The 22,870-nt window shown below is 65.9% G+C and carries 25 protein-coding genes and 1 tRNA gene; 15 read left to right on the top strand and 11 right to left on the bottom strand.

The annotated features are described in order from the left end of the window. Window positions 1-11 precede the first annotated feature (11 nt). Window positions 12-227 (top strand): hypothetical protein, encoded by a 216-nt coding sequence (locus QM712_RS29635; protein ID WP_415026693.1) that lies wholly within the window; start codon window positions 12-14, stop codon window positions 225-227. Between the two features lie 114 nt (window positions 228-341). On the opposite strand, the gene QM712_RS29630 is transcribed toward QM712_RS29635, so the two are convergent. Continuing rightward, window positions 342-965, bottom strand: a complete 624-nt coding sequence (locus QM712_RS29630; protein WP_415026692.1) for a hypothetical protein — start codon at window positions 963-965, stop codon at window positions 342-344. A gap of 207 nt (window positions 966-1,172) precedes the next feature. Between QM712_RS29630 and QM712_RS29625 the strand changes: the two genes are divergently transcribed. The 4 genes from QM712_RS29625 to QM712_RS29610 all read left to right on the top strand — a co-directional run bounded on the left by QM712_RS29625 (window position 1,173) and on the right by QM712_RS29610 (window position 4,911). Next, window positions 1,173-2,201: an alpha/beta hydrolase gene (locus tag QM712_RS29625; RefSeq protein ID WP_415026691.1), complete on the top strand. Its 1,029-nt coding sequence runs from the start codon at window positions 1,173-1,175 to the stop codon at window positions 2,199-2,201. Window positions 2,202-2,328: 127 nt separating this feature from the next. Next, the gene (locus tag QM712_RS29620; RefSeq protein ID WP_415026690.1) at window positions 2,329-3,846 is read left to right on the top strand and encodes an AMP-binding protein; all 1,518 of its coding nucleotides are present in this window, start codon (window positions 2,329-2,331) and stop codon (window positions 3,844-3,846) included. A 27-nt stretch (window positions 3,847-3,873) separates the two neighbouring features. After that, window positions 3,874-4,512 carry an RraA family protein gene (locus QM712_RS29615; RefSeq protein ID WP_415026689.1) on the top strand — a complete coding sequence of 213 codons (639 nt, stop codon included), beginning with the start codon at window positions 3,874-3,876 and terminating at the stop codon, window positions 4,510-4,512. A gap of 27 nt (window positions 4,513-4,539) precedes the next feature. Further along, a complete protein-coding gene (locus QM712_RS29610; protein WP_415026688.1) occupies window positions 4,540-4,911 on the top strand; it encodes a cupin domain-containing protein in 372 nt (123 codons plus the stop codon). Window positions 4,912-4,955: 44 nt separating this feature from the next. Here the strand turns inward: QM712_RS29610 and QM712_RS29605 are convergent, their stop codons facing one another. Continuing rightward, complete coding sequence (locus QM712_RS29605) at window positions 4,956-6,221, bottom strand: helix-turn-helix domain-containing protein (protein ID WP_415026687.1); 1,266 nt, start codon at window positions 6,219-6,221, stop codon at window positions 4,956-4,958. Between QM712_RS29605 and QM712_RS29600 the strand changes: the two genes are divergently transcribed. Together QM712_RS29600 and QM712_RS29595 are read left to right on the top strand one after the other, a co-directional pair. Continuing rightward, window positions 6,187-7,005 (top strand): outer membrane protein, encoded by an 819-nt coding sequence (locus tag QM712_RS29600; protein ID WP_415026686.1) that lies wholly within the window; start codon window positions 6,187-6,189, stop codon window positions 7,003-7,005. The genes QM712_RS29605 and QM712_RS29600 overlap by 35 nt on opposite strands. A 107-nt stretch (window positions 7,006-7,112) precedes the next feature. Further along, window positions 7,113-7,189, top strand: a tRNA-Arg gene (locus QM712_RS29595). Between the two features lie 70 nt (window positions 7,190-7,259). Here the strand turns inward: QM712_RS29595 and QM712_RS29590 are convergent. Continuing rightward, entirely contained in the window at window positions 7,260-8,405 is a 1,146-nt protein-coding gene (locus tag QM712_RS29590) for an acyl-CoA dehydrogenase family protein (protein ID WP_415026685.1), read from the bottom strand. A gap of 127 nt (window positions 8,406-8,532) precedes the next feature. Between QM712_RS29590 and QM712_RS29585 the strand changes: the two genes are divergently transcribed. Next, entirely contained in the window at window positions 8,533-9,210 is a 678-nt protein-coding gene (locus tag QM712_RS29585) for an alpha/beta family hydrolase (protein ID WP_415026684.1), read from the top strand. Between the two features lie 6 nt (window positions 9,211-9,216). Here QM712_RS29585 and QM712_RS29580 read toward each other — a convergent pair whose 3' ends face one another. Further along, window positions 9,217-10,191, bottom strand: a complete 975-nt coding sequence (locus tag QM712_RS29580; RefSeq protein ID WP_415026683.1) for a ketopantoate reductase family protein — start codon at window positions 10,189-10,191, stop codon at window positions 9,217-9,219. Window positions 10,192-10,349: 158 nt separating this feature from the next. On the opposite strand from QM712_RS29580, the gene QM712_RS29575 reads away from it, so the two are divergent. Further along, window positions 10,350-11,153 carry an enoyl-CoA hydratase-related protein gene (locus tag QM712_RS29575; RefSeq protein ID WP_415026682.1) on the top strand — a complete coding sequence of 268 codons (804 nt, stop codon included), beginning with the start codon at window positions 10,350-10,352 and terminating at the stop codon, window positions 11,151-11,153. 3 nt (window positions 11,154-11,156) lie between these two features. Here QM712_RS29575 and QM712_RS29570 read toward each other — a convergent pair whose 3' ends face one another. Beyond that, window positions 11,157-11,414, bottom strand: a complete 258-nt coding sequence (locus QM712_RS29570; protein WP_415026681.1) for a hypothetical protein — start codon at window positions 11,412-11,414, stop codon at window positions 11,157-11,159. Window positions 11,415-11,538: 124 nt separating this feature from the next. After that, on the bottom strand, window positions 11,539-12,423 hold the full coding sequence (locus QM712_RS29565; RefSeq protein WP_415026680.1) for a LysR family transcriptional regulator: 885 nt from the start codon (window positions 12,421-12,423) through the stop codon (window positions 11,539-11,541). A gap of 113 nt (window positions 12,424-12,536) precedes the next feature. Here QM712_RS29565 and QM712_RS29560 point away from each other — a divergent pair, with 113 nt between their 5' ends. The 4 genes from QM712_RS29560 to QM712_RS29545 all read left to right on the top strand — a co-directional run bounded on the left by QM712_RS29560 (window position 12,537) and on the right by QM712_RS29545 (window position 16,609). After that, entirely contained in the window at window positions 12,537-13,901 is a 1,365-nt protein-coding gene (locus QM712_RS29560) for an FAD-dependent oxidoreductase (RefSeq protein WP_415026679.1), read from the top strand. 46 nt (window positions 13,902-13,947) lie between these two features. After that, a complete protein-coding gene (locus tag QM712_RS29555) occupies window positions 13,948-14,952 on the top strand; it encodes an ABC transporter substrate-binding protein (protein ID WP_415026678.1) in 1,005 nt (334 codons plus the stop codon). Between the two features lie 66 nt (window positions 14,953-15,018). Further along, window positions 15,019-15,792: an ABC transporter ATP-binding protein gene (locus QM712_RS29550; protein WP_415026677.1), complete on the top strand. Its 774-nt coding sequence runs from the start codon at window positions 15,019-15,021 to the stop codon at window positions 15,790-15,792. Continuing rightward, the gene (locus QM712_RS29545) at window positions 15,785-16,609 is read left to right on the top strand and encodes an ABC transporter permease (RefSeq protein ID WP_415026676.1); all 825 of its coding nucleotides are present in this window, start codon (window positions 15,785-15,787) and stop codon (window positions 16,607-16,609) included. The genes QM712_RS29550 and QM712_RS29545 overlap by 8 nt, the downstream gene beginning before the upstream one ends. A 224-nt stretch (window positions 16,610-16,833) precedes the next feature. Here the strand turns inward: QM712_RS29545 and gtdA are convergent, their stop codons facing one another. Then, window positions 16,834-17,874, bottom strand: coding sequence for a gentisate 1,2-dioxygenase (gene gtdA / locus QM712_RS29540; RefSeq protein ID WP_415026675.1), 1,041 nt, complete (start codon window positions 17,872-17,874; stop codon window positions 16,834-16,836). 96 nt (window positions 17,875-17,970) lie between these two features. Between gtdA and maiA the strand changes: the two genes are divergently transcribed. Both maiA and QM712_RS29530 read left to right on the top strand, forming a co-directional pair. After that, window positions 17,971-18,603 (top strand): maleylacetoacetate isomerase, encoded by a 633-nt coding sequence (maiA, locus tag QM712_RS29535; protein ID WP_415026674.1) that lies wholly within the window; start codon window positions 17,971-17,973, stop codon window positions 18,601-18,603. Continuing rightward, window positions 18,593-19,105 (top strand): MarR family winged helix-turn-helix transcriptional regulator, encoded by a 513-nt coding sequence (locus tag QM712_RS29530; RefSeq protein WP_415026673.1) that lies wholly within the window; start codon window positions 18,593-18,595, stop codon window positions 19,103-19,105. Before maiA ends, QM712_RS29530 begins: the two co-directional genes overlap by 11 nt. A gap of 240 nt (window positions 19,106-19,345) precedes the next feature. Here QM712_RS29530 and QM712_RS29525 read toward each other — a convergent pair whose 3' ends face one another. The 4 genes from QM712_RS29525 to QM712_RS29510 all read right to left on the bottom strand — a co-directional run. Next, window positions 19,346-20,959 carry a benzoate-CoA ligase family protein gene (locus tag QM712_RS29525; protein ID WP_415026672.1) on the bottom strand — a complete coding sequence of 538 codons (1,614 nt, stop codon included), beginning with the start codon at window positions 20,957-20,959 and terminating at the stop codon, window positions 19,346-19,348. Further along, window positions 20,956-22,095, bottom strand: a complete 1,140-nt coding sequence (locus QM712_RS29520) for an FAD-dependent monooxygenase (RefSeq protein ID WP_415026671.1) — start codon at window positions 22,093-22,095, stop codon at window positions 20,956-20,958. Before QM712_RS29520 ends, QM712_RS29525 begins: the two co-directional genes overlap by 4 nt. Window positions 22,096-22,281: 186 nt before the next feature. Continuing rightward, the gene (locus QM712_RS29515) at window positions 22,282-22,497 is read right to left on the bottom strand and encodes a hypothetical protein (protein WP_415026670.1); all 216 of its coding nucleotides are present in this window, start codon (window positions 22,495-22,497) and stop codon (window positions 22,282-22,284) included. A gap of 123 nt (window positions 22,498-22,620) precedes the next feature. Further along, window positions 22,621-22,870: cysteine rich repeat-containing protein (locus QM712_RS29510; protein WP_415026669.1), on the bottom strand; the 250-nt coding region annotated here is incomplete at its 5' end.

Below are 22,870 nucleotides of genomic sequence, written 5' to 3'. Positions count from 1 at the left end.
GCGAAGCGATGATGACGCGCGGTTTGACGATCGGGATCATGCTGGCTGTGCTCTGCGGCGCCTCGACTGTCGCGCATGCGCGGCCGCCGACCGTCATGAACTCGCCCGGCTACGACGCGCGCCTGAAGGAGAGCCGGTCTGCGCTGGGCAATCCACCGGCAGCGCCGGCGCCGGTGACCCCTGTGGTCGTCACGCCGAAGCGTGGCAAGAAGAAGCAGACGAACTGACGCCATCGCCGGTCGCCGTCCCGGCTTTCGCCATGATCACGGCGGAGGCGTTGAGATGGATTTCCATCCGACGCGTCATCGCCAGCTGCGCATGCAATGATGGTCGTAGCTGACTCAGCCCTTCTTGGCGGGCTTGCTCGGCGTCGGGTTGAACAGCTTCTTCAGGTCGTTCAATCCCTCCGACAGCCGCGGCCATTCGCAGGAGAACGATCCTTTGGTGCAGGGCGCGCCCTTCTGCCGCGGGCTTGCACCCTGCTGCACCTTGGGCCGCTCGACCGGAACGGGCACGCGCGCGGTTTCGGTTCGCAATGCGACCTGCTGGACCTGCTTCGCCTGCTGTTCCTCCTGCTCGCGCTGCTGGCGCGCGGCGGCTGCCGCCGCTTCGTTGCTGCGGCGCTGATTGGCGAGATAGGCGGTGTAGGCTTCGTCGATCTTCCTTTGTTCGTCAGGCGTCGGATTCGGTCCCGCGATGTCGAAGGTGCGGTCCTGCAGGAAGTCGTAATAGGCATAGCCGCCGCCGGGCTTGCGGCGGCCGGCGAACTTCGCGTTGCATTGAGCGAGCGCGCTCGTCTTCTCGGCCTTGGTCGCGGCCTTTTCGGCGGCGTCGGCACATTCCTCGAAGTCGGCCGGCGCGCGCTTCCACCATTGCGCGTCGGCATGCGACGGCATCAGCAGAAAAAAGCCTGCTGTCGCAACGACAAGAGGCGCCACATGACGCGATGCGAACACGGACGGCATTCTACGAGAGCATTCCCTGAAAGGCGCAACTTCAACTGAGTCGCAGTGAATTTTTGCCCGTTTATCGCCGGAATGTCACGCATGGAACTCGGGAATTTCGTGGCTGTAATGCTGACATTTTTTGCTTGACGTGGCGCCGGAGTCACAGCCTCGCGGCACGTGAAGCGATTAGAATTTTACGGATCGGAACACGAGGAGGGACCGGACATGAGAGCGCTGGCTTGTTTCGCGGCAATCGCGTTGGCGCTCATGTGCGGGCGTGTGCTCGCCGCTGAGGAGGACGCCCCCAACCGCAAGCCGGTGAAGGCGATTGCGGACGCACGCCTCTCGGTCGGAGGCCAGGGCATCCTGCCGCTCTATCTCTCCAGCGACTGGTCGATGCCGCTGCCGGCGATCTCGCGCGCCATCATCGTGCTGCATGGTCGCCTGCGCAACGCCGACGAGTACTACATGTCGGCCCACACCGCGCAACTCGCCGCGGGCAATGACGGCCGGAGCGCGCTGATGATCGTGCCGCAGTTCCTGGCGCAGATCGATGTCGACGCGCACAAGCTGCCCGAGGACACGCTGCGCTGGTCACTGGAAGGCTGGGAGGGCGGCGATGCCGCGCTTGCACCGAATCCGGTCTCCTCGTTCGACGCGCTCGATGCCATCCTCGCGAAGCTGTCCGACCGGCGTATCTTCCCGAACCTGAAGCAGGTCGTGGTCGCCGGCCATTCCGGCGGCGGCCAGGTCGCACAGCGCTACGCCATCGCCGGCAAGGGCGAGGCGATGCTGTCGCGTCAGCACATCGATGTGCGTTACGTCGTCGCCAATCCGTCCTCCTACGCCTATTTCAGCGCGGAACGGCCCGTACCCGAGATCGCCGCATCGTGCCAGGGCTACAACAACTGGAAATACGGTATGGACGAGCGTCCGCCTTATCTCGCGGACGCAACGCCGGCCGCGCTGGAGCAGCGCTATGTCGAGCGCGACGTGATCTATCTGCTCGGCACGCTCGACACCAATCCCCAGCATCCGGCGCTGGACAAGAGCTGCATGGCCAGGGCGCAAGGTCCCTATCGCTATGCCCGCGGTCACGCCTATGCGGACGTGATGGCGAAGCGCGACCACGGCACGCCCAATCACAAGGTGTGGGACGTCGTCGGCGTCGGTCATGACGGCGACAAGATGCTGACCTCGAAATGCGGGCTCGCCGCGCTGTTCGATATTCCGGGCTGCGGAGCGGAGCGCTGACGCGGGCATCCTCAACCTAAACGTCTTGAGGGCAGATGCCTTGAAGGCTCGGCTCCGGCTGTTACACTTCCATCCGCGACGTGCCTCATCGTGAGGCGACGCCAAGAAGACGAAGTGGAAACGCCTGATGCTGCTGCCCCTGTCCGATGTGCCGCGCTGGTACGCTCAACGCAAGCCGCAAGGTACGGTCGCCGTCCGCCATGGGCAGGACACGCTGACATGGGACGAGCTCGAGCGCGGCGCCAACCGGCGGGCGCGGGCCTTTGCCGCCAAGGGCGTGAAGCCCGGTGACTTCGTCGCCATCGGGTTGCCGAATGGCAATGCGTTCTTCGAAACCAGTTTCGCCGTGTGGAAATGCGGGGCGACGCCGACCTCGCTGTCGTGGCGGCTGCCGCGCGGCGAAGCTGCCGCTGTGCTCGACATCCTGAAGCCGGCGCTGGTGGTCGGCGGCGAGGCCGACTGGAACGCGCCGAACCGGCTTCCCGCGGATTTCGTGCCGGAAGGGTTTTCGGACGAGCCGCTGACCTCGCCCGTCGCGCGCTACTGGAAAGCGATGACCAGCGGCGGCTCGACAGGGCGGCCGAAGGTGATCCTAGACCACCAGCCGGCCGTGACCGACACCGTGGCGCCGCCGCCGCTCAACATCCCCGTCGGTGCCTCGCTGCTCAATCCGGGCCCGCTCTATCACAATGCGCCCTTCATCGTGTCGCATTTCGCGCTGTTCACCGGCGGCACGCTCACCGGCCTCATCAAGTTCGACGCTGAGGAGACGCTGCGCCAGATCGAGCGCGAGCGTGTGCAGTGGATCAATTTCGTGCCGACCATGATGCACCGGATCTGGGCGCTGCCGGAGAACGTGCGCAACGGTTACGATCTGTCGAGCCTGCAGACCGTTTTCCATATGGCCGCGCCGATGCCGCCCTGGTTGAAGGAGAACTGGATCGCGTGGCTCGGACCGGAGCGGGTCTGGGAGCTCTACGGCGGCACCGAGCGGCAGGGCTCCTGCATCATCTCGGGCACGGAATGGCTCGCGCACAAGGGCTCGGTCGGCAAGATCGGCGAGATGGCGAAGCTGCGCATCGTCGGCGAGGACGGCAACGATGTCGCGCCGGGCGAAACCGGCGAGATCTATTTCCTCAACAATGACGGCAAGGACGCCACCTATCACTACCTCGGCGCCGAGCCGAAGCGCCGCGCGGACGGCTGGGAATCGCTCGGCGATATCGGCAGGCTGGACGCGGACGGCTATCTCTATCTCGGCGATCGCCTCGCCGACATGGTGTTGCGCGGTGGTGCCAACATCTATCCGGCCGAGGTCGAGGCCGCGGTCTCCGCCTGTCCCGGCGTGCGCTCCTGCGTGGTGGTGGGTCTGCCCGATCCGGAATTCGGCCAGCGCGTGCACGCCATCATCGAGCCGGACCCCGGCGCGGACGGCCAGGCGATCGCCGACAGCATGGCGGACTTCGTCAAGGACAAGCTCAGCCGCTACAAGCACCCCGAGAGTTTCGAGATCGTGAGCGCTCCGCCGCGCGATGATTCCGGAAAAGTCCGCCGCACCCTGTTGCGCGACGAGCGCGCGGCGTGGATGAGAGAAGGGCGCGCGTTCCGGATCCTGCCGGCGAACGCGCGGCCGCATGCCGACTGAGACACATTCGAAAAGGACGAGACCGTCATGACCATCACCATCGCCGCGAACAGTGTGCCGAAGCCGCCGGCCGACATCATCGAAGGTTTCCGAAATGCGCCGACCTCGGTGATTTCGGACAATCTCGGCCGGCTGCCCGGTGCAGTGGGACTGAGGCCCTATCATCGCGGCGGCAAGCTGGTGGGGACGGCGTTCACGGTGCGCACCCGGGCGGGTGACAATCTGGCGATTCACCGCGCCCTCGAGCTGGTCGGGCCGGGTGACGTCATCGTGGTCGATGGCGGCGGGGACGAGACGCGGGCGCTGGTCGGCGAGATCATGAAGAACATCGCGCAGTGGCGCAAAGCCGAAGGCTATGTCATCGACGGCGCGATCCGCGACGTCGCGGCCTTCGCGGCGTCCGACTTTCCCTGCTACGCCCGCGCGGTGATCCATCGCGGTCCCTACAAGAGCGGTCCCGGTGAGATCAACGTGCCCGTCACGATCGGCGGCAGCGTCATCGCGCCGGGCGACATCGTCGTCGGCGACGAGGACGGCGTCGTGTCCTTTCCCGCCGCTGGTGCCGCGGCACTGCTCGACGCCGTGCGCGCCCAGGTCGCACGCGAGGAAGAGACGCTGAAGGCGATCCGCGAGGGCCGCTACCAGGGCTCGTACGGCAAATCCTGATCAGGCGACGAAGACGGGGAGGATGGCGTGAGCCAGAAGGAAGAATTCCACAATCTCGACGATGCCGCCGACGGACTGTTTCGGGAGCTCGCGGCCGGTGTGACCACGCGCATTTTCTCCGGCGAACAGGCGATGCTGTCGGTGGTGACGCTGGCACCGCATGCGCAGGGCACGCTGCATCATCATCCCGAGGAGCAATGGGGCGTGCTGCTCGACGGCTCCGCCATCCGCGTCCAGGGCGATGAAGAGATCGCGGTGAAGAAGGGCGATTTCTGGCGGACGCCCGGCAACGTGCCGCACACCATGCGCGCCGGCCCCGACGGCGCGCGCGTGCTGGACATCTTCAGCCCGCCGCGTCCGGAATACAGGAAGGCGGGCTCTGGTTTCGGGGCGACGTAAGATACCGGGGCTTCGTCGCGGCGGAAGCGGTTGCGACCGCGCGGTTACCTGCGTGCGGTCTCCTTGGCGCCACGCGATGCATTCGGGGTGCCGCCGTAGCGTGCGCGAAATGCGCGGTAGAATGTCGAAAGATCGGTGAAGCCGCATCGGAAGGCGATGTCGGAGATCGAATCGGTCATGCCGCTCCGGAGCATTCCGAACGCGGCTTCCAGCCTCATCGCCATGACTTCCGCGCTGAAGGTCGTGTCGTGTTGGTTCAGAACGTGCTGGATCGACCGCCCGGACATGCCGAGGCGTTTGCCGATCGTTGCGGGCTTGAGATCGGGAGAGCGGTAGCAGCGGGCGATCTGCTTGCGGATGTCGGCAAGGCGCGTGCCCGGCTTCCGCGTGCTCGGCTTTCCGGCCTGCGATACCGCCGGCTGCGGGTGTCGTGTCTGCAGGATGCCGGTTGCGAGCTGCGCGATGTATTCGCCCGACGCGGTTTCCAGCAGATCGTCGAGATCGTCTTCGGCGTCAAGCAGATGCTGCACATGCTGACTCAGCAGGCGTTGAGCGGCGCGATGCGTGTCGAGATGCGTCGCCGAGAATTGCTCCAGCATGCGACCGGGTCGTTGCAGGATCTCCCGCGGCAGCAGGATCACATGCGACTGGCCGCTTTGCGGTGTCGAGCATTCGCTCGGCATGTCCATCGTCAGCACGGTCATCTCGCCGGACTTCAGCTTGACCTCACGGTCGAACTGGCGAACGTGCATGGGCGTCTCGCCGCGATTGACCAGGATCATGATGCGATCGTCGGAATCCTGACGAAGCTTGGCTTCGGATCGGAGCACCGTCACGGCGCCGTCCGAGATCGTCGTAGCCGAGCCGAGCTGGATCCGGCCCAGCTTCAGGACGGAAACCTCTCCGTGAAACTTGCGGCTCGCGACGATGCCCATGGCGAAGGACGAGCCGATCGCCTCCATGGAATCCGCCCAGAGTTTTGCCCGCATGCGCGCAGGCAGAGCCGATGGAAGATGATCCGATGTAAACCTGAACTTCGGCACTGGCCCCAACCCGCTGCTGAATTCCGTCACCCGTCTATTGCGTGCCGTGCAAGATTTTTGCGCGACATGCAAGGACGGTGCGACATCATTTCCCGATGATGATCCCGTTGTTTGCAAGATGGCGATTCGCGCGAGCGGGTCGGCGGTCGCTTGCGCTCGCGGCGCCGCGTCATCCGTGCCCGGTTGGCGTTGCCGCTCCTCGGCTCTTTTGGAATGGATGTTGATAGCTATGATGAAGAAGTCTTTGATTGCGGCGGCCGCCGTCATGCTCGGAGTGTCCGGCGCTCATGCCGCCGATATTGCCGCCCGCCCCTACACGAAGGCACCGGTGCCGGCGGCCGCATATGACTGGTCCGGCTTCTATGTCGGCGTGAACGCAGGATATGGCTGGGACGACCGCTCGGTCTCGTACGTTCCGAACAACGCGATCATGGTGACGGGATCGACGTTCCCCTCCAGCACCTGGAATAATTCGGGCGCCTTGGGCGGTGTCCAGATCGGCTACAACAGGCAGATCGGCAGGCAATGGGTGGCCGGTGTCGAAACCGACATCAACGCCTCCGATATCAAGGGATCGGCCGTCGCGACCAGTCCCGTCAGCTTCGGCGCCGCCTTCTTTGCGGCGAGCCAGAAGGTCGACTGGTTCGGCACAGTGAGGGCACGTCTCGGCTGGCTTCCGTCCGATCGCTTCCTTGTGTTCGCGACCGGCGGCCTGGCCTACGGCCATGTCGGGGAAGACATCTCACTTACGCGGCCGTCCGGCGTCAACGTCAGAAACGGCGTGTATGGCTTCAGCTGCTCACCGAACGAGACATGCTTTGCGGGTGCCTCCTCCGGAGTTCGTGCCGGCTGGACCGCGGGCGCCGGCTTTGAATACGCGCTCCTGCAGAATCTGACCGCGAAGGCCGAGTACCTCTATGTCGACCTCGGCGGCAACAGCGTCATCGGCACCGCGTTCAGGGGCAATGGAGGCATTCCGGCGTCCTACACCGCGAATTTTTCGAGCCTCAGCTTCAACATCGTGCGCGCCGGCCTGAACTACAGATTCTGAGGTGTGACACCGGCCTGCGGCCGCATCGGGCCCACCGAAGGGCTTCCGATCCGGCCACTGCTTTGATATGAGTGGGCCCAGGCAACCCGCCACGCGGCGGGTTCCGCGGTCCCGTAGCTCAGCCGGATAGAGCGGCGGTTTCCTAAACCGTAGGTCGCATGTTCGAGTCATGCCGGGATCGCCACTCATCGTGACGCAAGAATGCCCGGGGATCTCCGCGATCGGGGAGCCCCCGGACGCCGGGATAGAAACCGCTACAGCGACCTCGCGATCAGCAGCTTCATGATCTCGTTGGTGCCGCCATAGATCTTCTGGATGCGGGAATCGATGAAGATGCGCGAGATCGGATATTCCTGCATGTAGCCGTAGCCGCCGAACAGCTGGAGGCATTCGTCGGCGGTCTCGACCTGCTTCTCCGAGCACCAGTATTTCGCCATGGAGGCGGTGACGGTGTCGAGATCCTTGGCGACCAGCCGCTCGACGCACCAGTCGACGAAGACGCGCGCGATCATCGCCTCGGTCTTGCGCTCGGCGAGTTTGAAGGCGGTGTTCTGGAAATCCATCAGCGGCTTGCCGAACGCCTTCCGCTCCTTGGTGTACTCCGTGGTGAGTCTGACCGCGCGCTCCATCGAGGCGACTGCGCCGACCGCCAGCGCGAGCCGTTCCTGCGGCAATTGCTGCATGAGCTGGACGAAGCCCTGGCCTTCCTCGTTGCCGAGCAGGTTCTCCGGCGGCACCGTGACGTTGTCGAAGAACAGTTCCGAGGTGTCGGAGGCGTGCAGGCCGATCTTGTCGAGGTTGCGTCCGCGCTTGTAGCCGTCGGCACCCGCCGTCTCGACCACGATCAGCGAAATGCCCTTGGCGCCGGCATCGCCGGTGCGCGCGACTACGACGACGAGGTCGGCGGCCTGGCCGTTGGTGATGAAGGTCTTCTGGCCGTTGATGACGTAGGAATTGCCCTGCTTCTTCGCGGTGGTCTTGACGCTCTGCAGGTCCGAGCCGGTGCCGGGCTCGGTCATGGCGATGGCGCCGACCATCTCGCCCGAGGCCATTTTCGGCAGCCAGCGCTTCTTCTGCTCCTCCGAGCCGTAGTTGAGGATGTAGTGCGCGACGATGGCGCTGTGCACGGAGACACCCGTCGTCAGTTCCGGCACGGTGCTTTCGAGGTCGTCCAGCACGGCGGCGTCGTAGGCGAAGGTCGCGCCGAGTCCGCCATATTCCTCCGGTACGCTCGCCAGCAGCGCCCCCATCTCGCCGAGCCCGCGCCAGGCGAAGCGGTCGACCATCTTCTGCTCGCGCCATTTCTCGGCGTGCGGCGCCAGATCCTTGGCGAGATATTTCCGGAACTGGTCGCGGAAGACGTCGAGCTCTTCGGTCATCCAGGATGAGCGGTAGGCCATGGTTACCTCGATTGATGCGGCTTTTCCGGCTTGGTAGGCCAGCCGGCGGCGGCAATTATTGTGTTTTCAGGCTGCGTCGGTGACGCTACCAAGGCGCCCGGGTTCGCATCTGTTGGGATGTCCGATTGTGGCTGTCAAAACTCAAGAGCTCAAGCTCGACCTCGGGCCCAACGGGCCGCTCTCCGCGATCCTGACGCTGCCGGCCGATGCGCGCGCCTGCTACGTTCTGGCGCATGGCGCGGGGGCCGATATGCGGCATTCCTTCATGGCCAAGGTCGCGGAAGGCCTCGCGGCGCGGGACGTTGCGACGTTCCGCTTCAACTTCCCCTATATGGAGAAGAAGCAGGGCCGTCCCGACCAGCCTCCGGTCGCGCATGCCGCGATCCGCGCGGCGGTCGAGGAGGCGGCACGGCTGTGCCCCGGACTGAAGCTCGTGGCTGGCGGAAAATCGTTCGGCGGCCGCATGACCTCGCAGGCGCAGTCGAAGGCACCCTTGCCGGGCGTCAGGGGGCTCGCCTTCCTCGGCTTTCCCCTGCATGCCGACGGGAAGCCGTCGGCCGAGCGCGCCGAGCATCTCGCCGGCATCGCCAGTCCAATGCTGTTCCTGCAGGGCACGCGCGACAAACTCGCGGACCTCGGCATCCTCAGGCCCGTGATCGAGGCGCTCGGTCCGAAAGCGACGCTGCACGAGATCGAAGGCGGCGATCATTCCTTCGCGGTGCTGAAGAAATCCGGCCGCAGCAATGACGAAGCGCTTGCGGAGGTGCTCGATACGCTCACGGCCTGGATCGACGCGCTTTCCTGAAGCGCGTCACGCGGCATAAAGCCCCTTGTCGCGCGCCTTCTGGATCGCGAGCGCGGCGATCAGGTCGAGCGTCGGCGTCGACAGGCCGGCGGTGCGCGCGAAGGCGGCCGGCGCCCTCACCAGCACGTCGATCTCCATGGCGCGGCCGAGCTCGTAATCCTGCAGCAGCGACGGCTTGTGGTTGGGAGCGGGGCCGCTGCGCGTCACGCGCTTCACCTCGGGAATGAAATGCTGCGCGATGTCGTTGGCCTCGGTCAGCATGCGCGGAATCACTTCGGCAAAGGCGGGGTCGTCGCGCACGCCGCGCGCGGTCTGGCCGGTCAGCAGGCACAGCACCGAGAGCGACATGTTGGTCAGCAGTTTCGACCAGATCGCCTCGCGGATCTCGGCCACCGGCGGCGATTCCAGCCGCGCGTCGTTCAGGACGCCGCGCAGCCTGGTGATGCGCTCGCAATTGCGGTCGTCGCATTCGCCGATCAGCAGGCGGTTGCGGTCCGGCGTGAGGTTCTGCACGACGCCCGGCGCGGTCACCTCGTTGGACGAGAAGATCACCCCGCCGATGATCCGCTCCTTCGGGATGCAGGCGCGCAAGCGCCCGCCCGGGTCGAGGAAGGAAATGTCGGGCGGCGTCGGATGCCGCGGCGGCAGGCCGATACCATACCACCAGGGAATGCCGTTCTGCGCGAACACGATCGCGGTGTCGTCCTGCAGCAGGGGCTTCACGCTGGCAACCATCCCCGGAAGCGCGGTCGCCTTCAGCGTGCAGATCACGACGTCCTGCGGGCCGAGCTGCGCCGGATCGCCGGAGGCATTGACCTTTGCGCTGACCTCGGAATCGCCGACGCGCAGCTTGAGACCTCCGGCGCGCACAGCCTCCAGATGCGCCCCCCGCATCACGCAAGAGACCTCGTGGCCGGCGCGCGCCAGCCGGACCGCGAGATGGCTGCCGACGGCGCCCGCGCCGAAAATGCAAATACGCATATGTAATGTTCCGTCCTGGTCCCTTGGCTGCCGCCCGATGCCAGCATGGCACAACTCGCCATGCGGTGGGCGCGGCCACCCCACGCCGGAAAGATATGGATCGGGGCGCATGGCCTCGGCCATAGTGCGCATCAAGCAAGCGACCGGAGGATTCGCCGATGACCGCCACCCCCGTTCTGTGGAGCCTCGATGCGCGCGGCGTTGCGACCGTCACGCTGAATCGCCCCGAGGTGAACAACGCCTATGACGGCGCCTTGATCGCCGGCGTGCTCGCGGCCATGGACGATCTCGGCAAGAAGCCGAACCTCCGCGTCGTCGTGCTCAGGGGGAACGGCAAACACTTCCAGGCCGGCGCCGATCTCAAATGGATCAACGGCGTGCGGCCACAATCTGCCGAGGCGAACGAGGCCGCGTCTCGGGCGACGTTCGAGGCCGTGCAACGGCTCAATACGTTGCCGATCCCGACGGTCGCGCTGGTGCAGGGCGGCTGTTTCGGCGGCGGCACCGGCGTGATTGCGGCCTGCGACGTCGTGATCGCGGCCGACAACGCCCTGTTCTCGATCACGGAGGTGCGCTGGGGCCTGACGGCGGCGATCATCATCCCGCAACTCTGCGACGCCATCGGCGTGCGGCAGGTGCGCCGCTATGCGCTGACCGGCGAACGCTTCGGCGCCGAGGATGCCCGCCGCATCGGCCTCGTGCATGAGGTGGTGCCGCTGGCCGAGCTGGAAGCCGCCGGTACGAAGGTGGTCGAGCAATTGCTGGCCAACGGCCCGGAGGCAATGGCCGAGACCAAGCGTCTCGCGCTGGAGAGTTCGTTCGGCGGAATGGCCGTGGACGATGCCGCCTACGAACGGCTCGTGCACCTGCATTCGGTGAAGCGCCAAAGCGCCGAGGCGGCGGAAGGGCTGGCCTCCTTCGTCGAGAAGCGCGCGGCGAACTGGCGAGACGGGACCGGCTGAGCGTCAGCAGCCCCGGCAGATGTTCTGGATGCTGCGATAGACGGCCTCGTCGTCCTGGCGCATCTGGCGCAGCGTTTCGAGTCGCTTGCCATCATCCGTCGGCGCGGGGGCCTTTCGCTTTGCCGCAAGCTCGTCTTCCTGGCGCTTGTAACAGGCCTCGCGATCGGGCTTGGCCTGGATGAAGCGGCAGTTCTGCTCGATGGCCGCGGCGGGGGCGGTTGAAAGTGCGATCGCGATCAGGGCAACGGGAGCGAATTTCAAAAGGTCGGATCCATTCATTGACGTGACAATAGAAAGTCGCGGGCAGCCCCGCACGCTCGGCGCGACTTCTCTCAGGTCTGCCGGCCAAGGGCAACCGCGATGTTGTGACGGGTGCGCGACACGTTCACGGCACCGGCGCAAGCGACGTCTTGAGCAGTTTGAGCAGCGCCTGTACCGCGGCCGCGTTGCGCCGCCGTTGCGGGATCGCGGCCTTCACCCACAGTTCCGGAATCGGAAAGTCGGGCAGCACCGGCTTCAGCGTGCCGTCGCGCAAGGCATCCATCACGAGATAGTCCGAGATCAGCGCGATCCCGTTGCCCGCGATCGCGCTCCGTACCAGCACACGCCCCTCGTTGGAGGAGAGCAGGGGGCTGACCTGGATGCTGATGCGGCCGCGCGGCCCGTCGAAGATCCACTCGGGGCCGGTCGGCAGGAAGCTGAGGCAGCGATGATCGACGAGATCGCGCGGATGCTTCGGCGTTCCGTGCGTCTTCAGGTAGGCCGGCGAGGCGCACAGCAGCCGCTTCAGCGGACATAGCGGCTCGTCCACCACGCCGCCGAAGGAATGCGGGAACGCGCCGATCGCGATGTCGAACCCTTCGGCGACGGGATCGACCGGGCGATCGATCAGCACGATCTCCAGTTTCAGCCGCGGGTTCTGCGTCTGGAATGCGCTGAACGCATCGGCGAGTCGTGCCACCGTCAGCGATGTCGGCGCCTTGATGCGGAGGTGATCGACGAGGTCGTGGCCCTTCTCGCCCATGCGTGAGAGCAGATCGGCGGCGTCGGTGACGACACCGCGCGCCCGATGCACGTAGCGCTGGCCTGCTTCGGTCAGCCGCAATTGCCGGGTCGAGCGGTGAAACAGCGGCGTGCCGATCCGCGCCTCCAGTTGCGTGACGCGCTTGGCGACAACCGAAGTCGAGACGCCGAGTTTTCGCGCGGCGGCCGAGAAACCGGCCGCGTCCGCCGTGGCGAGGAACGCCTGAAGGTTCACCAGGATGTCCATTTTCGACCTTTCGCGATTCGAGAAAGCTGATCGCGTATTTCGGTGGATTGTAGCCCAGCTCGCGTTAATTCATAGTCCGCTCCAAGCAAGCGATTTCGGGAGCAGGATGCGCCATGCGGGCCATGACGATCGAAGAACCGGCACGTCAGGTGCCGCTCTACGGCGAGTATGAGGTCGTCGTGCTCGGCGGCGGTCCGGCCGGCATCGTGGCGGCGGCGTCGGCCGCGCGGGCCGGACGGCGGACGCTCCTGATCGAGCGTTATGGCTTCCTCGGCGGCATGGGCACGGCCGCCGGCGTCACCAATTTCTGCGGCCTGCATGGCAACGTCCACGGCAAGGCCCACCGGCTGGTGCAGGGCATGGCGTCCGACTTGCTGGCCCGGATCGATCGCCTGAACGGTCTCAACGCGCCGCACCTGATCCTCGGCAAGGTCTACGCGCAGGCCTACGACACCGCGGCCTACAAGATCGCGGCCGACGATCTTCTCGCCAGCCACAACGTGCACATCCTCTTTCATGCCCTGGGCGCCGGCGTGGTGATGGCCGGCGACCGCCGCATCGACGCGCTGATGGTCGAGACCAAGGCCGGAAGGCAGGCGGTGCGCGCCGGGGTCTTCATCGATTGTTCCGGTGACGGCGATCTCGCGGCCTGGGCCGGCGCGCCGTTCGAGGTCGGCGACGAGCACGGCCATCCGCTCTATCCGTCGATGATGCTGCGCCTCAACGGCATCGACCCGGACAAGGCGGGCGATGCGTGGCGGACCATTCCGCAATTGATGGACAAGGCGCTCGCCGCCGGCACGCACACGTTCCCGCGCAAGAGCGCGATCGTGCGGCCGCAGAAGTCCGGCATCGAATGGCGGGTGAATTTCACGCAGGTCGCCCGTGAGGACGGTCATGCCATCAACGGCATCGAGCCCGATGATCTCACCCGCGGCGAGATCGAGGGCCGCAAGCAGGCGCTTGCCGCCTTCGAATTCCTCCGCACCGTGCCGGGCTTCGAGAACTCCTACATCGTCGACCTGCCGCCGCAACTCGGCATCCGCGAGACCCGTCGCATCAGGGGCGGATACCAGCTCAGCGGCGAGGATGTGCTCGGCTGCGCCTCCTTCGCGGACTCGATCGGTGTCAATGGATGGCCGATCGAAGCCCATGTTCCCGGCGATGTCGTCTTCACCTTCCCGCCGATTCCGGAATCGCGCGGCTATAACGAGTTGCCCTACCGCATGCTGGTGCCGGAAGGCGTCGACAACCTGCTGGTCGCCGGGCGCTGCGCGTCGATGACCCACGAGGGCCAGTCGGCGGCGCGGGTGTCCGGCGCCTGTTTCGTGATGGGAGAGGCGGCCGGTTCCGCAGCCGCGCTGGCGTTGTCCGGAAACCGGAGCCCGCGTGACATCCCGGTTGAAAAATTGCAGGAAACGTTGAAACAACAGGGCGCCTTCATCGGACGGGATCAGCCCGTGCCCGAAGGGCTGTGACAGGCTGCAACAGAACGACCAAGAGAATGGCGACGGAGGAAGCGGAATGATCGGGATGGCGCGGCTCGCACTTGCGGGCCTGGTGGCGATCATGGCGATGGGTGCGGCCCAGGCCGGGGACGTGCTGAAGGCCAGGATCGGCGTGCTCCGCCTGTCGTCGTCGGCGCCCGTCTTCATCGCGCAGGACAAGGGTTATTTTCGCGAGGCCGGCCTCGACGTCGAGCTGAAATTCTTCGACGCGGCGCAGCCGATCGCCGTCGCGACCACTTCGGGAGACGTCGATTTCGGCGTCACCGCCTTTACCGCCGGCCTCTACAATCTCGCCGGCAAGGGCGTGCTCAAGGTGATCGGCGGCATGAGCCGCGAGAAGGCCGGCTATCCCCTGATCGGCTATTTCGCCAGCAACAATGCCTATGCCGCCGGGCTGAAGACGCCAAAGGATCTCGCGGGCAAGCGCGTGGCCGTGACGCAGGTCGGCTCGAGCTTTCACTATTCGCTCGGCCTGCTCGCCGACAAATACGGCTTCAAGCTCGCGGATGTGAAGATCGTGCCGCTGCAATCGCTGTCGAATGCGGCCGCCGCGCTGAAGGGCGAGACCGTCGATGCCGCGCTGCTTCCGGTCTCCACCGCGCGCAAGCTGATGGACGAGGGCGGCGCGAAATTCCTGGGCTGGGTCGGCGACGAGACGCCGTGGCAACTGGGCGCGGTATTCGCTTCGCCGAAGACACTTACCAACAAGGCGCTGGTGACGAAGCTGCTCGGCGCGCTGGCAAAGGCGGATCGCGAATATCACGACGTCATCCTCGCATCGATGAAGGACGGCGTCGCGCCGGTCAACGAGCAAACGAAGCCGCTGCTGGAGATCATCGCCAAGTACACCAACCTGCCGCTGGAGCAGGTGGTCGGCAATTGCGCCTATATCGATCCGGACGGAAAGCTCGACGTCAAGAACGTCGACAACCAGATCAAATGGTTGCAGGAGCAGGGCTTCGCCGACAGGGGCTTTGATGCCAATGCGATCATTGCCGGGGATTACGTGAAAGCGGATTGATGCTCCCGTCATTCCGGGGCGATGGACCATCCCCGGAACGACGGAGTTGAGGATAGACAAGCCAGAATGGACCTGATCGCCAACCACATCAGCCACCGCTTCGGCGATCTCGCCGTGCTCGACGACGTTTCGTTCACGGTCGGCGCCGGCGAAGTGGTGGCGATCGTCGGACCTTCCGGTTGCGGCAAGAGCACGCTGCTGTCGATCCTTGGCGGGCTGCTGCAGCCGACATCGGGTGCACCCGAACTGCGCGGCGCGCCGCCGGCCGACAGCCTCAACCCGCTCACCTTCGTGTTCCAGGATTTCGCACTGCTGCCCTGGGCCACGGTCGAGGAGAACGTCGAGTTTCCGCTGCTGCACACCCGGCTTTCGGCCGCCGAGCGCCGCGCGCTGGTCGACGATGCCCTTCGCCGCACGGGCTTGACCGATTTTCGCGCGACCTATCCGAAGCAGCTCTCCGGCGGCATGCGCCAGCGCGTCGGCATTTCGCGCGCGCTCGCGGTGAGGCCGGCCATTCTCCTGATGGACGAGCCGCTCTCCGCGCTGGATTCGCAGACGCGTGAACTGTTGATGGAGGACTTCGTCCGCTTGCTCGCCGACGGCGGCATGGGCGCGGTCTATGTCACGCACAATCTCGAAGAGGCGGCGCGCCTCGCCGACCGTATCGTGGTGCTGTCGCGCCGGCCGGGACGCATTCGCGAGGTCGTCGCCGTGCCGATGACCCGCGCTGTGCGCGGCGAGCCGGCGGCGCGGGAGAAGCTGATCGCCCTCCAGAACGAGATCTGGTCGCTGATCCGCAACGAGGCGATCGATGCCGAGCGCGAGGTCCAGCATGCTTGATCGCGCGCCGCAGGGAATGACTTCGAAAGACGACACGGTGCGACGCGTCCGCTTCCGCGGCGCAGGCTTCGTGCCCGCCAGCAGCCGTTTCGGCGGCTGGATCGCACTCGCGCTCGTCATCGCGATCTGGCAGGCGGCCGGGAGCGCCGGTCTCGTCAATCCGCTGTTCCTTCCGGCGCCGTCGGCGATCGCGCGCGCGATCTACCAGCTCGCGCTGTCGGGTGCGCTCTGGCAACACGTTTCGGCCTCGCTGCTGCGCATCGGCGTCGGTTGGCTGTTGGGAACGGCGGCCGGCGTCGCCGTCGGCTTCGCCATCGGCTTGTCGCGGCTGGCGCGCAGCGTCGGCATCACCTTCATCTCGGCGTTGTTCCCGATCCCGAAGATCGCGCTGCTGCCGCTCCTCATCCTCTGGCTCGGCATCGGCGAAGAACCGAAGATCGCGACCATCGCGCTCGGCGTCTTCTTCTCGACCGCCATCTCGGTCTATAGCGGCGTCGACGCCGTGCCGCGCAACCTGATCCGCATGGCGCAGAGCTTCAACGTGCCCTTCGCCACCATTGTGCGCAGGGTGATCTGGCCGGGCGCGCTGCCCGCGATCCTCGCCGGCTTCCGCATCACCGCGTCGGTCGCGCTGCTCCTCGTCGTCAGCGCCGAGATGATCGGCGCGCAATACGGCATCGGGGCATTCGTGCTCCAGGCCGGAAACCTGATGCAGACGGATCAGCTGCTCGCGGGCGTCGTGATCCTGTCGGTGTTCGGGCTGGCGGTCGGAAAGGTGATCGGCTGGCTGGAGACGCGGCTGCTGCACTGGCGGTAGCCACCGTCATTGCGCGGAGCGAAGCGACGAAGCAATCCAGGCTGTCTCTGCGGGGCATTCTGGATTGTTTCGCTGCGCTCGCAATGTCGATGTGAGTGGAGCTGCGCGCCACAATCGAAGTCGTCATGCCCGGGCTTGTCCCGGGCATCCACCTCTATTCTGGGGACCTGGCGGCACGTGGATGGCCGGGGCAGGCCCGGCGATGACGGAGGATGAGGCGGCGTTCAGGCGTTGCCGCGGTCTTCGCGGAACAGATCCAGTTTCTGCTGCACCGGACGATCCGAGAAGCTGAACAGCACGGCGTCATCATCGGCTTCGTGCGTCACCCATTGCCAGCTCGGCACCACGAACAGGTCGCGCGGCCCCCACTCGAAGACGGCATCGCCGATCCGGCTGCGGCCGCGTCCCTCGATCGGGCAGAACACGGTGGCATCCGTCGCGCGATAGCGCGCGGTCTTGAACCCCTTGGGCAGGAGCTGGATGAAGGTGCCGATGGTCGGCATCGCGAAATCGCCGGTCTCGGGGTTGCTGAACTTCAGCTTCAGCCCGTGACATGGATCCCACTCCTGGCTTGCGCGGGCCTTTTCCAGCGCTTCGCGGGTGTAGGCATAGGGATAGCTGAAGATCGGCGAGGTCTTCGAGCTCCGCTTCAGGTCGACCGGCAACAGGTTGTGGCCGTAGCGGGCGAAGCTGTCGCCGGCGGGTTTGGTGATCTTCTGCTGATCGTCCTTCGACCCCTCCGCAAAGGAGCAGTCGAAGAACTGCACCAGCGGGATATCGAGGCCGTCGAGCCAGAACATCGGCTCATCAGTCTCGTTGGAATGATCGTGCCAGGTCATCGACGGCGTGATGATGAAGTCGCCGGGCTCCATCGCGGTGCGCTCGCCGTCCACCGCGGTATGGGCGCCCTTGCCCTCGAGCACGAAGCGCAGCGCCGACTGGCTGTGCCGGTGCGCGGGCGCGACGTCGCCGGGCACCACCATCTGCACGCCGGCATAGAGCGAGGTCGTGATCTTGGACTGGCCGCGCAGGCCGGGATTTTCCAGAACCAGCACGCGCCGCTCGGCCTCCTTGGCGGTGATCAGCTTGCCGGCCTCGGTCATGTAGTCGCGGATGACGTCGAACTTCCAGAGATGCGGCCGGCAGGCGCTCTTCGGCTCCGGCGTGATCAGGTCGCTCATCACCGTCCACAGTGCGGTGAGATTTTCGCCGTCGATCTTCTTGTAGAACGCCTCGCGTTCCGGCGTCTTCGTCACGGCTTCCATGGTACGGCTCCCGTTCGTTCGTATTGTTGATTGACAGTATACTTACGATCTAGGTAGCGTCAACGCGACGAACAAGAACGACACGGGAGGGTTCCGATGAAGCTGCACGGTTATTTCCGCTCCAGCGCCGCCTACCGCGTGCGGATCGCGCTGAACCTGAAGGGCCTCGGGGCCGAGCATCTGCCGCACCATCTGCGCAAGGGCGAGCAATGCGCGCCGGCCTATCTCGCCATCAATCCGCAGGGCCTGGTGCCGACGCTCGAGGACGATGCGGGAGCGGTGCTGACCCAGTCGGTCGCCATCATCGAATGGCTCGACGAGACCCATCCCAATCCGCCGCTGCTGCCGAAGGAGCTATTGCGCCGTGCGAGGGTGAGGGCATTCGCGCTGGCGATCGCCTGCGACACCCATCCCGTGCAGAACCTGAAGGTGCTGGCGCGCTTGCGCGAGCTCGGCCTTGCCGAGGAGAAGGTCCAGGAATGGGCGGCCTGGGTCAACCGCGAAGGGCTCTCGGCCTGCGAGACGCTGATCAGGGATGAACCCGGCCCGTTCTGCTTCGGCGATGCTCCGACGCTGGCCGATCTCTGCCTCGTGCCGCAGCTCGCCAATGCGCGCCGCTTCGGAGTCGACGTGTCCGCCTATCCGCGCCTGCTCGAGGCGGAGGCCGCGGCCAAGGCGCTGCCGGCCTTCGCCGATGCCGCGCCGGAGAAGCAGCCCGATGCCGAGTAAGCCGCTGCCGCCGATCACCATCGACGCAGTCTATGCCGCGCCGGGCTACCTGTTCCGGCGCATGCAGCAGATCGCGGTCTCGATCTTCATGGAGGAGTGCAAGGCGTTCGACCTGACGCCGGTGCAATATGCGGCGCTGATCGCGATCCATACCCATCCAGGCATCGACGCGACGCGGCTGTCGGCGGTGATCGCCTTCGACCGCTCGACGCTCGGCAGCGTGATCGAGCGGCTGCAGGCCAAGGACTATATCGAGCGCAAACCCGCACCCGAGGACAAGCGGATCAAGCTGCTGTATCTCACGCGGTCGGGCGCGGCGATCCTGCGCGAGATCATCCCCGTCGTTGAACGCGCCCAGGCGCGCATGATGGAGCCGCTCAAGGCCGCCGACCGCAAGGTTCTGATGACGCTGCTGACGCAGCTCGTCGATCTCAACAACGAGGCCTCGCGCGTGCCGCTGCGGGCGGAAGACGCGCTGGAGCATCTCGGCAAGGCGGGGTGAGGGGACGCAGGCGGCGGCCAAACATTTCGCCGTCCAGACTTTCCGCCGTCGTCCCGGCGAAGGCCGGGACCCCTAACCACAAATCCCGATTTGGCGAAGATCGGCAATGACCATCTCGCGCAACGACCAGCGCTGCGGCGTATGGGGGCCTGCGCCGGGACGATACCGAGGGGGCCGGGGACCTCTCAGGAAACGCGGGGGCGGCCATGACGACCCTCTGCGCCTCTCCCGCGCGCGCCCTCACATCCGCAGCAATGCCTGCCGGTCGATCTTGCCGGTGCCGGTCTTCGGCAGTTCGTCGGTGAAGATCACCTCGCGCGGATATTTGTACGGCAGCAGCTTGCCCTTGACGTAGTCCTGCAGCCTGCGCGTCGCCTCGCTTTGGTCGGCGGCGCGATTGTTCATCACCACGACCGCCTTCAGCGTCATCCGGCGATCCGGGAGTTCGGCGGCGAACACCGCGCATTCGCGGATGTCGGGATGATCGGCAAGGCACAGCTCGACCTCGAGCGGATAGACCCACTGGCCGGAGATCTTGATGAGGTCGTCGGCGCGGCCGCGGAAGAAGTGGAAGCCGTCGCTGTCGCGCACGAAGCGGTCGCCGGTGTAGATCCACCCTTCCTCACGGATGGTCTCGGCTGATTTGTCCGGCCGGTTCCAGTACAGCGGCGTGTTGGAATCGCCGCGCACCCACAGGATCCCTTCCTCGTTGTCGCCGACCTCGCGGCCGTCCTTGTCGCGGAGCGCAACCTCGTAGCCGGGCACGCGCAAGCCGGCGGCACCGAGCTTCTTCCGCTCCGGACGGTTGGAGAGATAGATGTGCAGCACCTCGGTCGAACCGAGTCCTTCGACGATCTCGAGGCCGGTGAGCGTCTTCCAGCCGTTGAAGACCTCCGCCGAGAGCACCTCCGCGGCGGACAGCGACATGCGCAGCGACGAGAAATCGGTCCTGTCCGCGCCGTCGGCCTTGGTCAGCGAGGTGTAGAGCGTGGGCAGGCCGAAGAACACCGTCGGCCTGTACTGTTCGACCGCGGCGAAGATCGCGGCGGGCTTCGGCTGGCCCGGCAGCAGCAGCGTCGCCGCGCCCGCCGAGAACGGGAAAGTCACGGAATTGCCGAAGCCGTAGGCGAAGAAGATCTTCGGCACGGAGAAGCAGATGTCGTCCGGCCCGAGCTTCAACACGTTCTTTGCAAAGGCGGCCTCGCTGTAGGCCATGTCGTGCTGGAGATGCACGATGCCCTTGGGCCGGCCGGTCGAGCCGGACGAGTACATCCAGAACGCCATCTCGTTGCGATCGGTGTCGGCCTCCGCGAGTTCGGCCGGGAACTCGGTCAGCCAGCTCGCAGCCGCGATCGCCTGCGGCACGGCGTGATCGCCGGCCGCGCCGTTGACGATGATCAGCGTCTTCAGGCCGGTCGCCTTGCAGGCTTCCGCGTTGAAGCGCCCACAGAACTCGGCATCCGCGACCGCGACGGCCGCGCCGGAATCGGCGAGATAGAACTGCAGCAGGTCCGGCGGCGTCAGCGTGTTGATCAGCAGCGGCACGAAGCCGGCGCGGACGGCGCCGAAGAACGCCGCCGGATAAGCCGGCGTGTCGTCGAGGAACAGCAGCACGCGATCGCCGCGCTCGAGCCCCAGCGAGGCGAGACCGTTGCCCCACCGGGCGGCTTCTGCGCAGAGTTCGGCATAGCTGCGTGAGCCCGCCGGCCCGATCAGCGCCGGCTTGTCGCCGCGGCCCTTGGCAAGATTGTCGAACAGCACGCGGCTGGCGTTGTAGGTCTGCGGAACGGCAAAGCCGATTTCCCGCGCGCCCGGATTTTCGGCGGGCACTTGGTCGTGAATCTCGCGGCTCATGCGGCGTCTCCGCCGTTCTTGGCGGCCTCGTAGCGTGCCATGAAGCCGGGCGACATCGTCCGCAGCCGGGAATCGTCGATGCGCCCGGAACGGGTGATGTAGCTGTAGGCGAAATCCATGACGTCGAGCTTCATGTGTTCGGCGAAGCGCTCGTACCAGCCGGCCGAGGTACGCGCCGCATTGACGAGCTTCTGCACGATCGGCTTGCGCGCGGCCTGGTAGCGATGCAGCGCGGTCGCAAGATGCGCATCCGATTCCAGCGCCTTGACCAGCGCGATGGCGTCCTCGATCGCAAGCCGCGTGCCCGAGCCGATGGAGAAATGTGCCGAATGCAGCGCATCGCCGATCAGCACCATGTTCTTGAACGACCAGTGCTCGTTCCAGACCCAGGGGAAATTGCGCCACACCGACTTGTTGGACACCAGGCAGTGCCCGCCGAGCGTGTCGGCGAAGACCTCCTCGCAGACGCCCTTGGACTGCTCGACGTCCTTGTAGGCGAAGCCATAGGCCTGCCAGGTCGCGTGGTCGCATTCGACCAGGAACGTGCTCATGGTCGCCGAATAGCGATAATGGTGGGCGTTGAAGGCGCCGCGATCGGTCTTCACGAAAGTCTGCGACAGCGTGTCGAAGCGCTTGGAGGTGCCGTACCAGACGAATTTGTTGGACGAGTAGGACAGCGAGGTGCCGAAATCGCCTTCGAAGGCGCGGCGCACCAGCGAGTTCAGCCCGTCGGCGGCAACGATCAGGTCATAGCCGTTGAACTGATCGATGGCGTGCACCTGCGTGTCGAAGCGGGGCGTGACGCCGGTGTCGAGCGCACGCTGCTGAAGGAACTTCAGCAACTCGAGCCGGCCGATCGAGGAGAAGCCGACGCCGTCGATGGCGACGCTGTCGCCATGCAGGTTGAGGGTGATGTTCTCCCAGCTCTCCATATGCGGCGCGATCGCGTCGACGGTCTCGGGGTCGTCGGCGCGCAGGAACTCCAGCGCCTGGTCCGAGAACACGACGCCGAAGCCCCAGGTCGCATCGGCCGGGTTCTGTTCGAACAGGTCGACTTGATCCTCGGGGTGACGCTTCTTCCAGAGATAGGCGAAATAGAGCCCGCCGGGCCCTCCGCCGATCACGGCGATCCGCAACGTTCGCCTCCCTAATTGACAGTATACTTACTATCTAGGGGTAGACTAATGTGCTCCGGTATCCGGCGCCAGCAGAATTATCGGCAAGGCGAGGCACGCCAAAACCCGCTTTCGAACACGCCCGGCGCGTGTCCGAAACCATCACGTCGAAGCATAGCCAAACCGGACCGGCTTGGCCATCCGCGCTCAGACGCAGCGCTTCACCCAGGCACCGTTGACCAGCACGGTGGTGCACCGGACCGCCGGCACCGGCCTGCGGACCACCACCGCGGCGTTCGGTCCCGCGCAACCGGCGCGGTAGACGCCGCGGGCGCAGACCACGGCATTGGCGTCGGACGCTTCGAAGGTCATGGTCGCCGCGAAGGCGAGGAGCGCAGAGGCGATAAGCAGGCACGAACGCATGTCTTCCTCCCGGTCTTGTCGTGATCGAAACCAGTCTATGTCAACGGTCCGCGAAGTCGCCGAAGGCATGCGGAATTCCTGCGCGCACGCCGCCGGTCATTGGCTGTCGCATCGGCCGCGGCCTCATCGCGCGGCGAACGGGGCGAGCACGTCCCTGCAGGCGGGCGAGAGCGAGGCGGCATTGCTCGCGACACATTGCACGATGCGGCCGCCGCCGGGCGCCACGCCGGCGCACAGCGAGCGGATGTCGGCGCCGCAGGCCGATCGAATGATGAACAGTTCTTCGCGCGGGCGCAGCGGCCGCAGCACGATGACGGCAGGTGCGGCGGCGGGAGCTGCCGCAGATGTCATCGCCATCGGCAGAGGGGCGGCC

The organism is Bradyrhizobium sp. (assembly GCF_047605465.1).
In the GTDB taxonomy this organism is placed as follows: Bacteria; Pseudomonadota; Alphaproteobacteria; order Rhizobiales; family Xanthobacteraceae; genus Bradyrhizobium.
The sequence above is the reverse complement of the archived record's forward strand: the minus strand, read 5'-3'. Positions and strand labels throughout refer to the sequence as shown.

Excerpts from the sequence above, each read along its gene's own strand:
- QM712_RS29635 (WP_415026693.1), top strand. The coding sequence starts at position 12 with ATGACGCGCGGTTTGACGATCGGGATCATGCTGGCTGTGCTCTGCGGC.
- QM712_RS29630 (WP_415026692.1), bottom strand. The coding sequence starts at position 965 with ATGCCGTCCGTGTTCGCATCGCGTCATGTGGCGCCTCTTGTCGTTGCG.
- QM712_RS29625 (WP_415026691.1), top strand. The coding sequence starts at position 1,173 with ATGAGAGCGCTGGCTTGTTTCGCGGCAATCGCGTTGGCGCTCATGTGC.
- QM712_RS29620 (WP_415026690.1), top strand. The coding sequence starts at position 2,329 with ATGCTGCTGCCCCTGTCCGATGTGCCGCGCTGGTACGCTCAACGCAAG.
- QM712_RS29615 (WP_415026689.1), top strand. The coding sequence starts at position 3,874 with ATGACCATCACCATCGCCGCGAACAGTGTGCCGAAGCCGCCGGCCGAC.
- QM712_RS29600 (WP_415026686.1), top strand. The coding sequence starts at position 6,187 with ATGAAGAAGTCTTTGATTGCGGCGGCCGCCGTCATGCTCGGAGTGTCC.
- QM712_RS29605 (WP_415026687.1), bottom strand. The coding sequence starts at position 6,221 with ATGACGGCGGCCGCCGCAATCAAAGACTTCTTCATCATAGCTATCAAC.
- QM712_RS29590 (WP_415026685.1), bottom strand. The coding sequence starts at position 8,405 with ATGGCCTACCGCTCATCCTGGATGACCGAAGAGCTCGACGTCTTCCGC.
- QM712_RS29580 (WP_415026683.1), bottom strand. The coding sequence starts at position 10,191 with ATGCGTATTTGCATTTTCGGCGCGGGCGCCGTCGGCAGCCATCTCGCG.
- QM712_RS29575 (WP_415026682.1), top strand. The coding sequence starts at position 10,350 with ATGACCGCCACCCCCGTTCTGTGGAGCCTCGATGCGCGCGGCGTTGCG.
- QM712_RS29565 (WP_415026680.1), bottom strand. The coding sequence starts at position 12,423 with ATGGACATCCTGGTGAACCTTCAGGCGTTCCTCGCCACGGCGGACGCG.
- QM712_RS29560 (WP_415026679.1), top strand. The coding sequence starts at position 12,537 with ATGCGGGCCATGACGATCGAAGAACCGGCACGTCAGGTGCCGCTCTAC.
- QM712_RS29555 (WP_415026678.1), top strand. The coding sequence starts at position 13,948 with ATGATCGGGATGGCGCGGCTCGCACTTGCGGGCCTGGTGGCGATCATG.
- QM712_RS29550 (WP_415026677.1), top strand. The coding sequence starts at position 15,019 with ATGGACCTGATCGCCAACCACATCAGCCACCGCTTCGGCGATCTCGCC.
- QM712_RS29545 (WP_415026676.1), top strand. The coding sequence starts at position 15,785 with ATGCTTGATCGCGCGCCGCAGGGAATGACTTCGAAAGACGACACGGTG.
- gtdA (WP_415026675.1), bottom strand. The coding sequence starts at position 17,874 with ATGGAAGCCGTGACGAAGACGCCGGAACGCGAGGCGTTCTACAAGAAG.
- maiA (WP_415026674.1), top strand. The coding sequence starts at position 17,971 with ATGAAGCTGCACGGTTATTTCCGCTCCAGCGCCGCCTACCGCGTGCGG.
- QM712_RS29530 (WP_415026673.1), top strand. The coding sequence starts at position 18,593 with ATGCCGAGTAAGCCGCTGCCGCCGATCACCATCGACGCAGTCTATGCC.
- QM712_RS29525 (WP_415026672.1), bottom strand. The coding sequence starts at position 20,959 with ATGAGCCGCGAGATTCACGACCAAGTGCCCGCCGAAAATCCGGGCGCG.
- QM712_RS29515 (WP_415026670.1), bottom strand. The coding sequence starts at position 22,497 with ATGCGTTCGTGCCTGCTTATCGCCTCTGCGCTCCTCGCCTTCGCGGCG.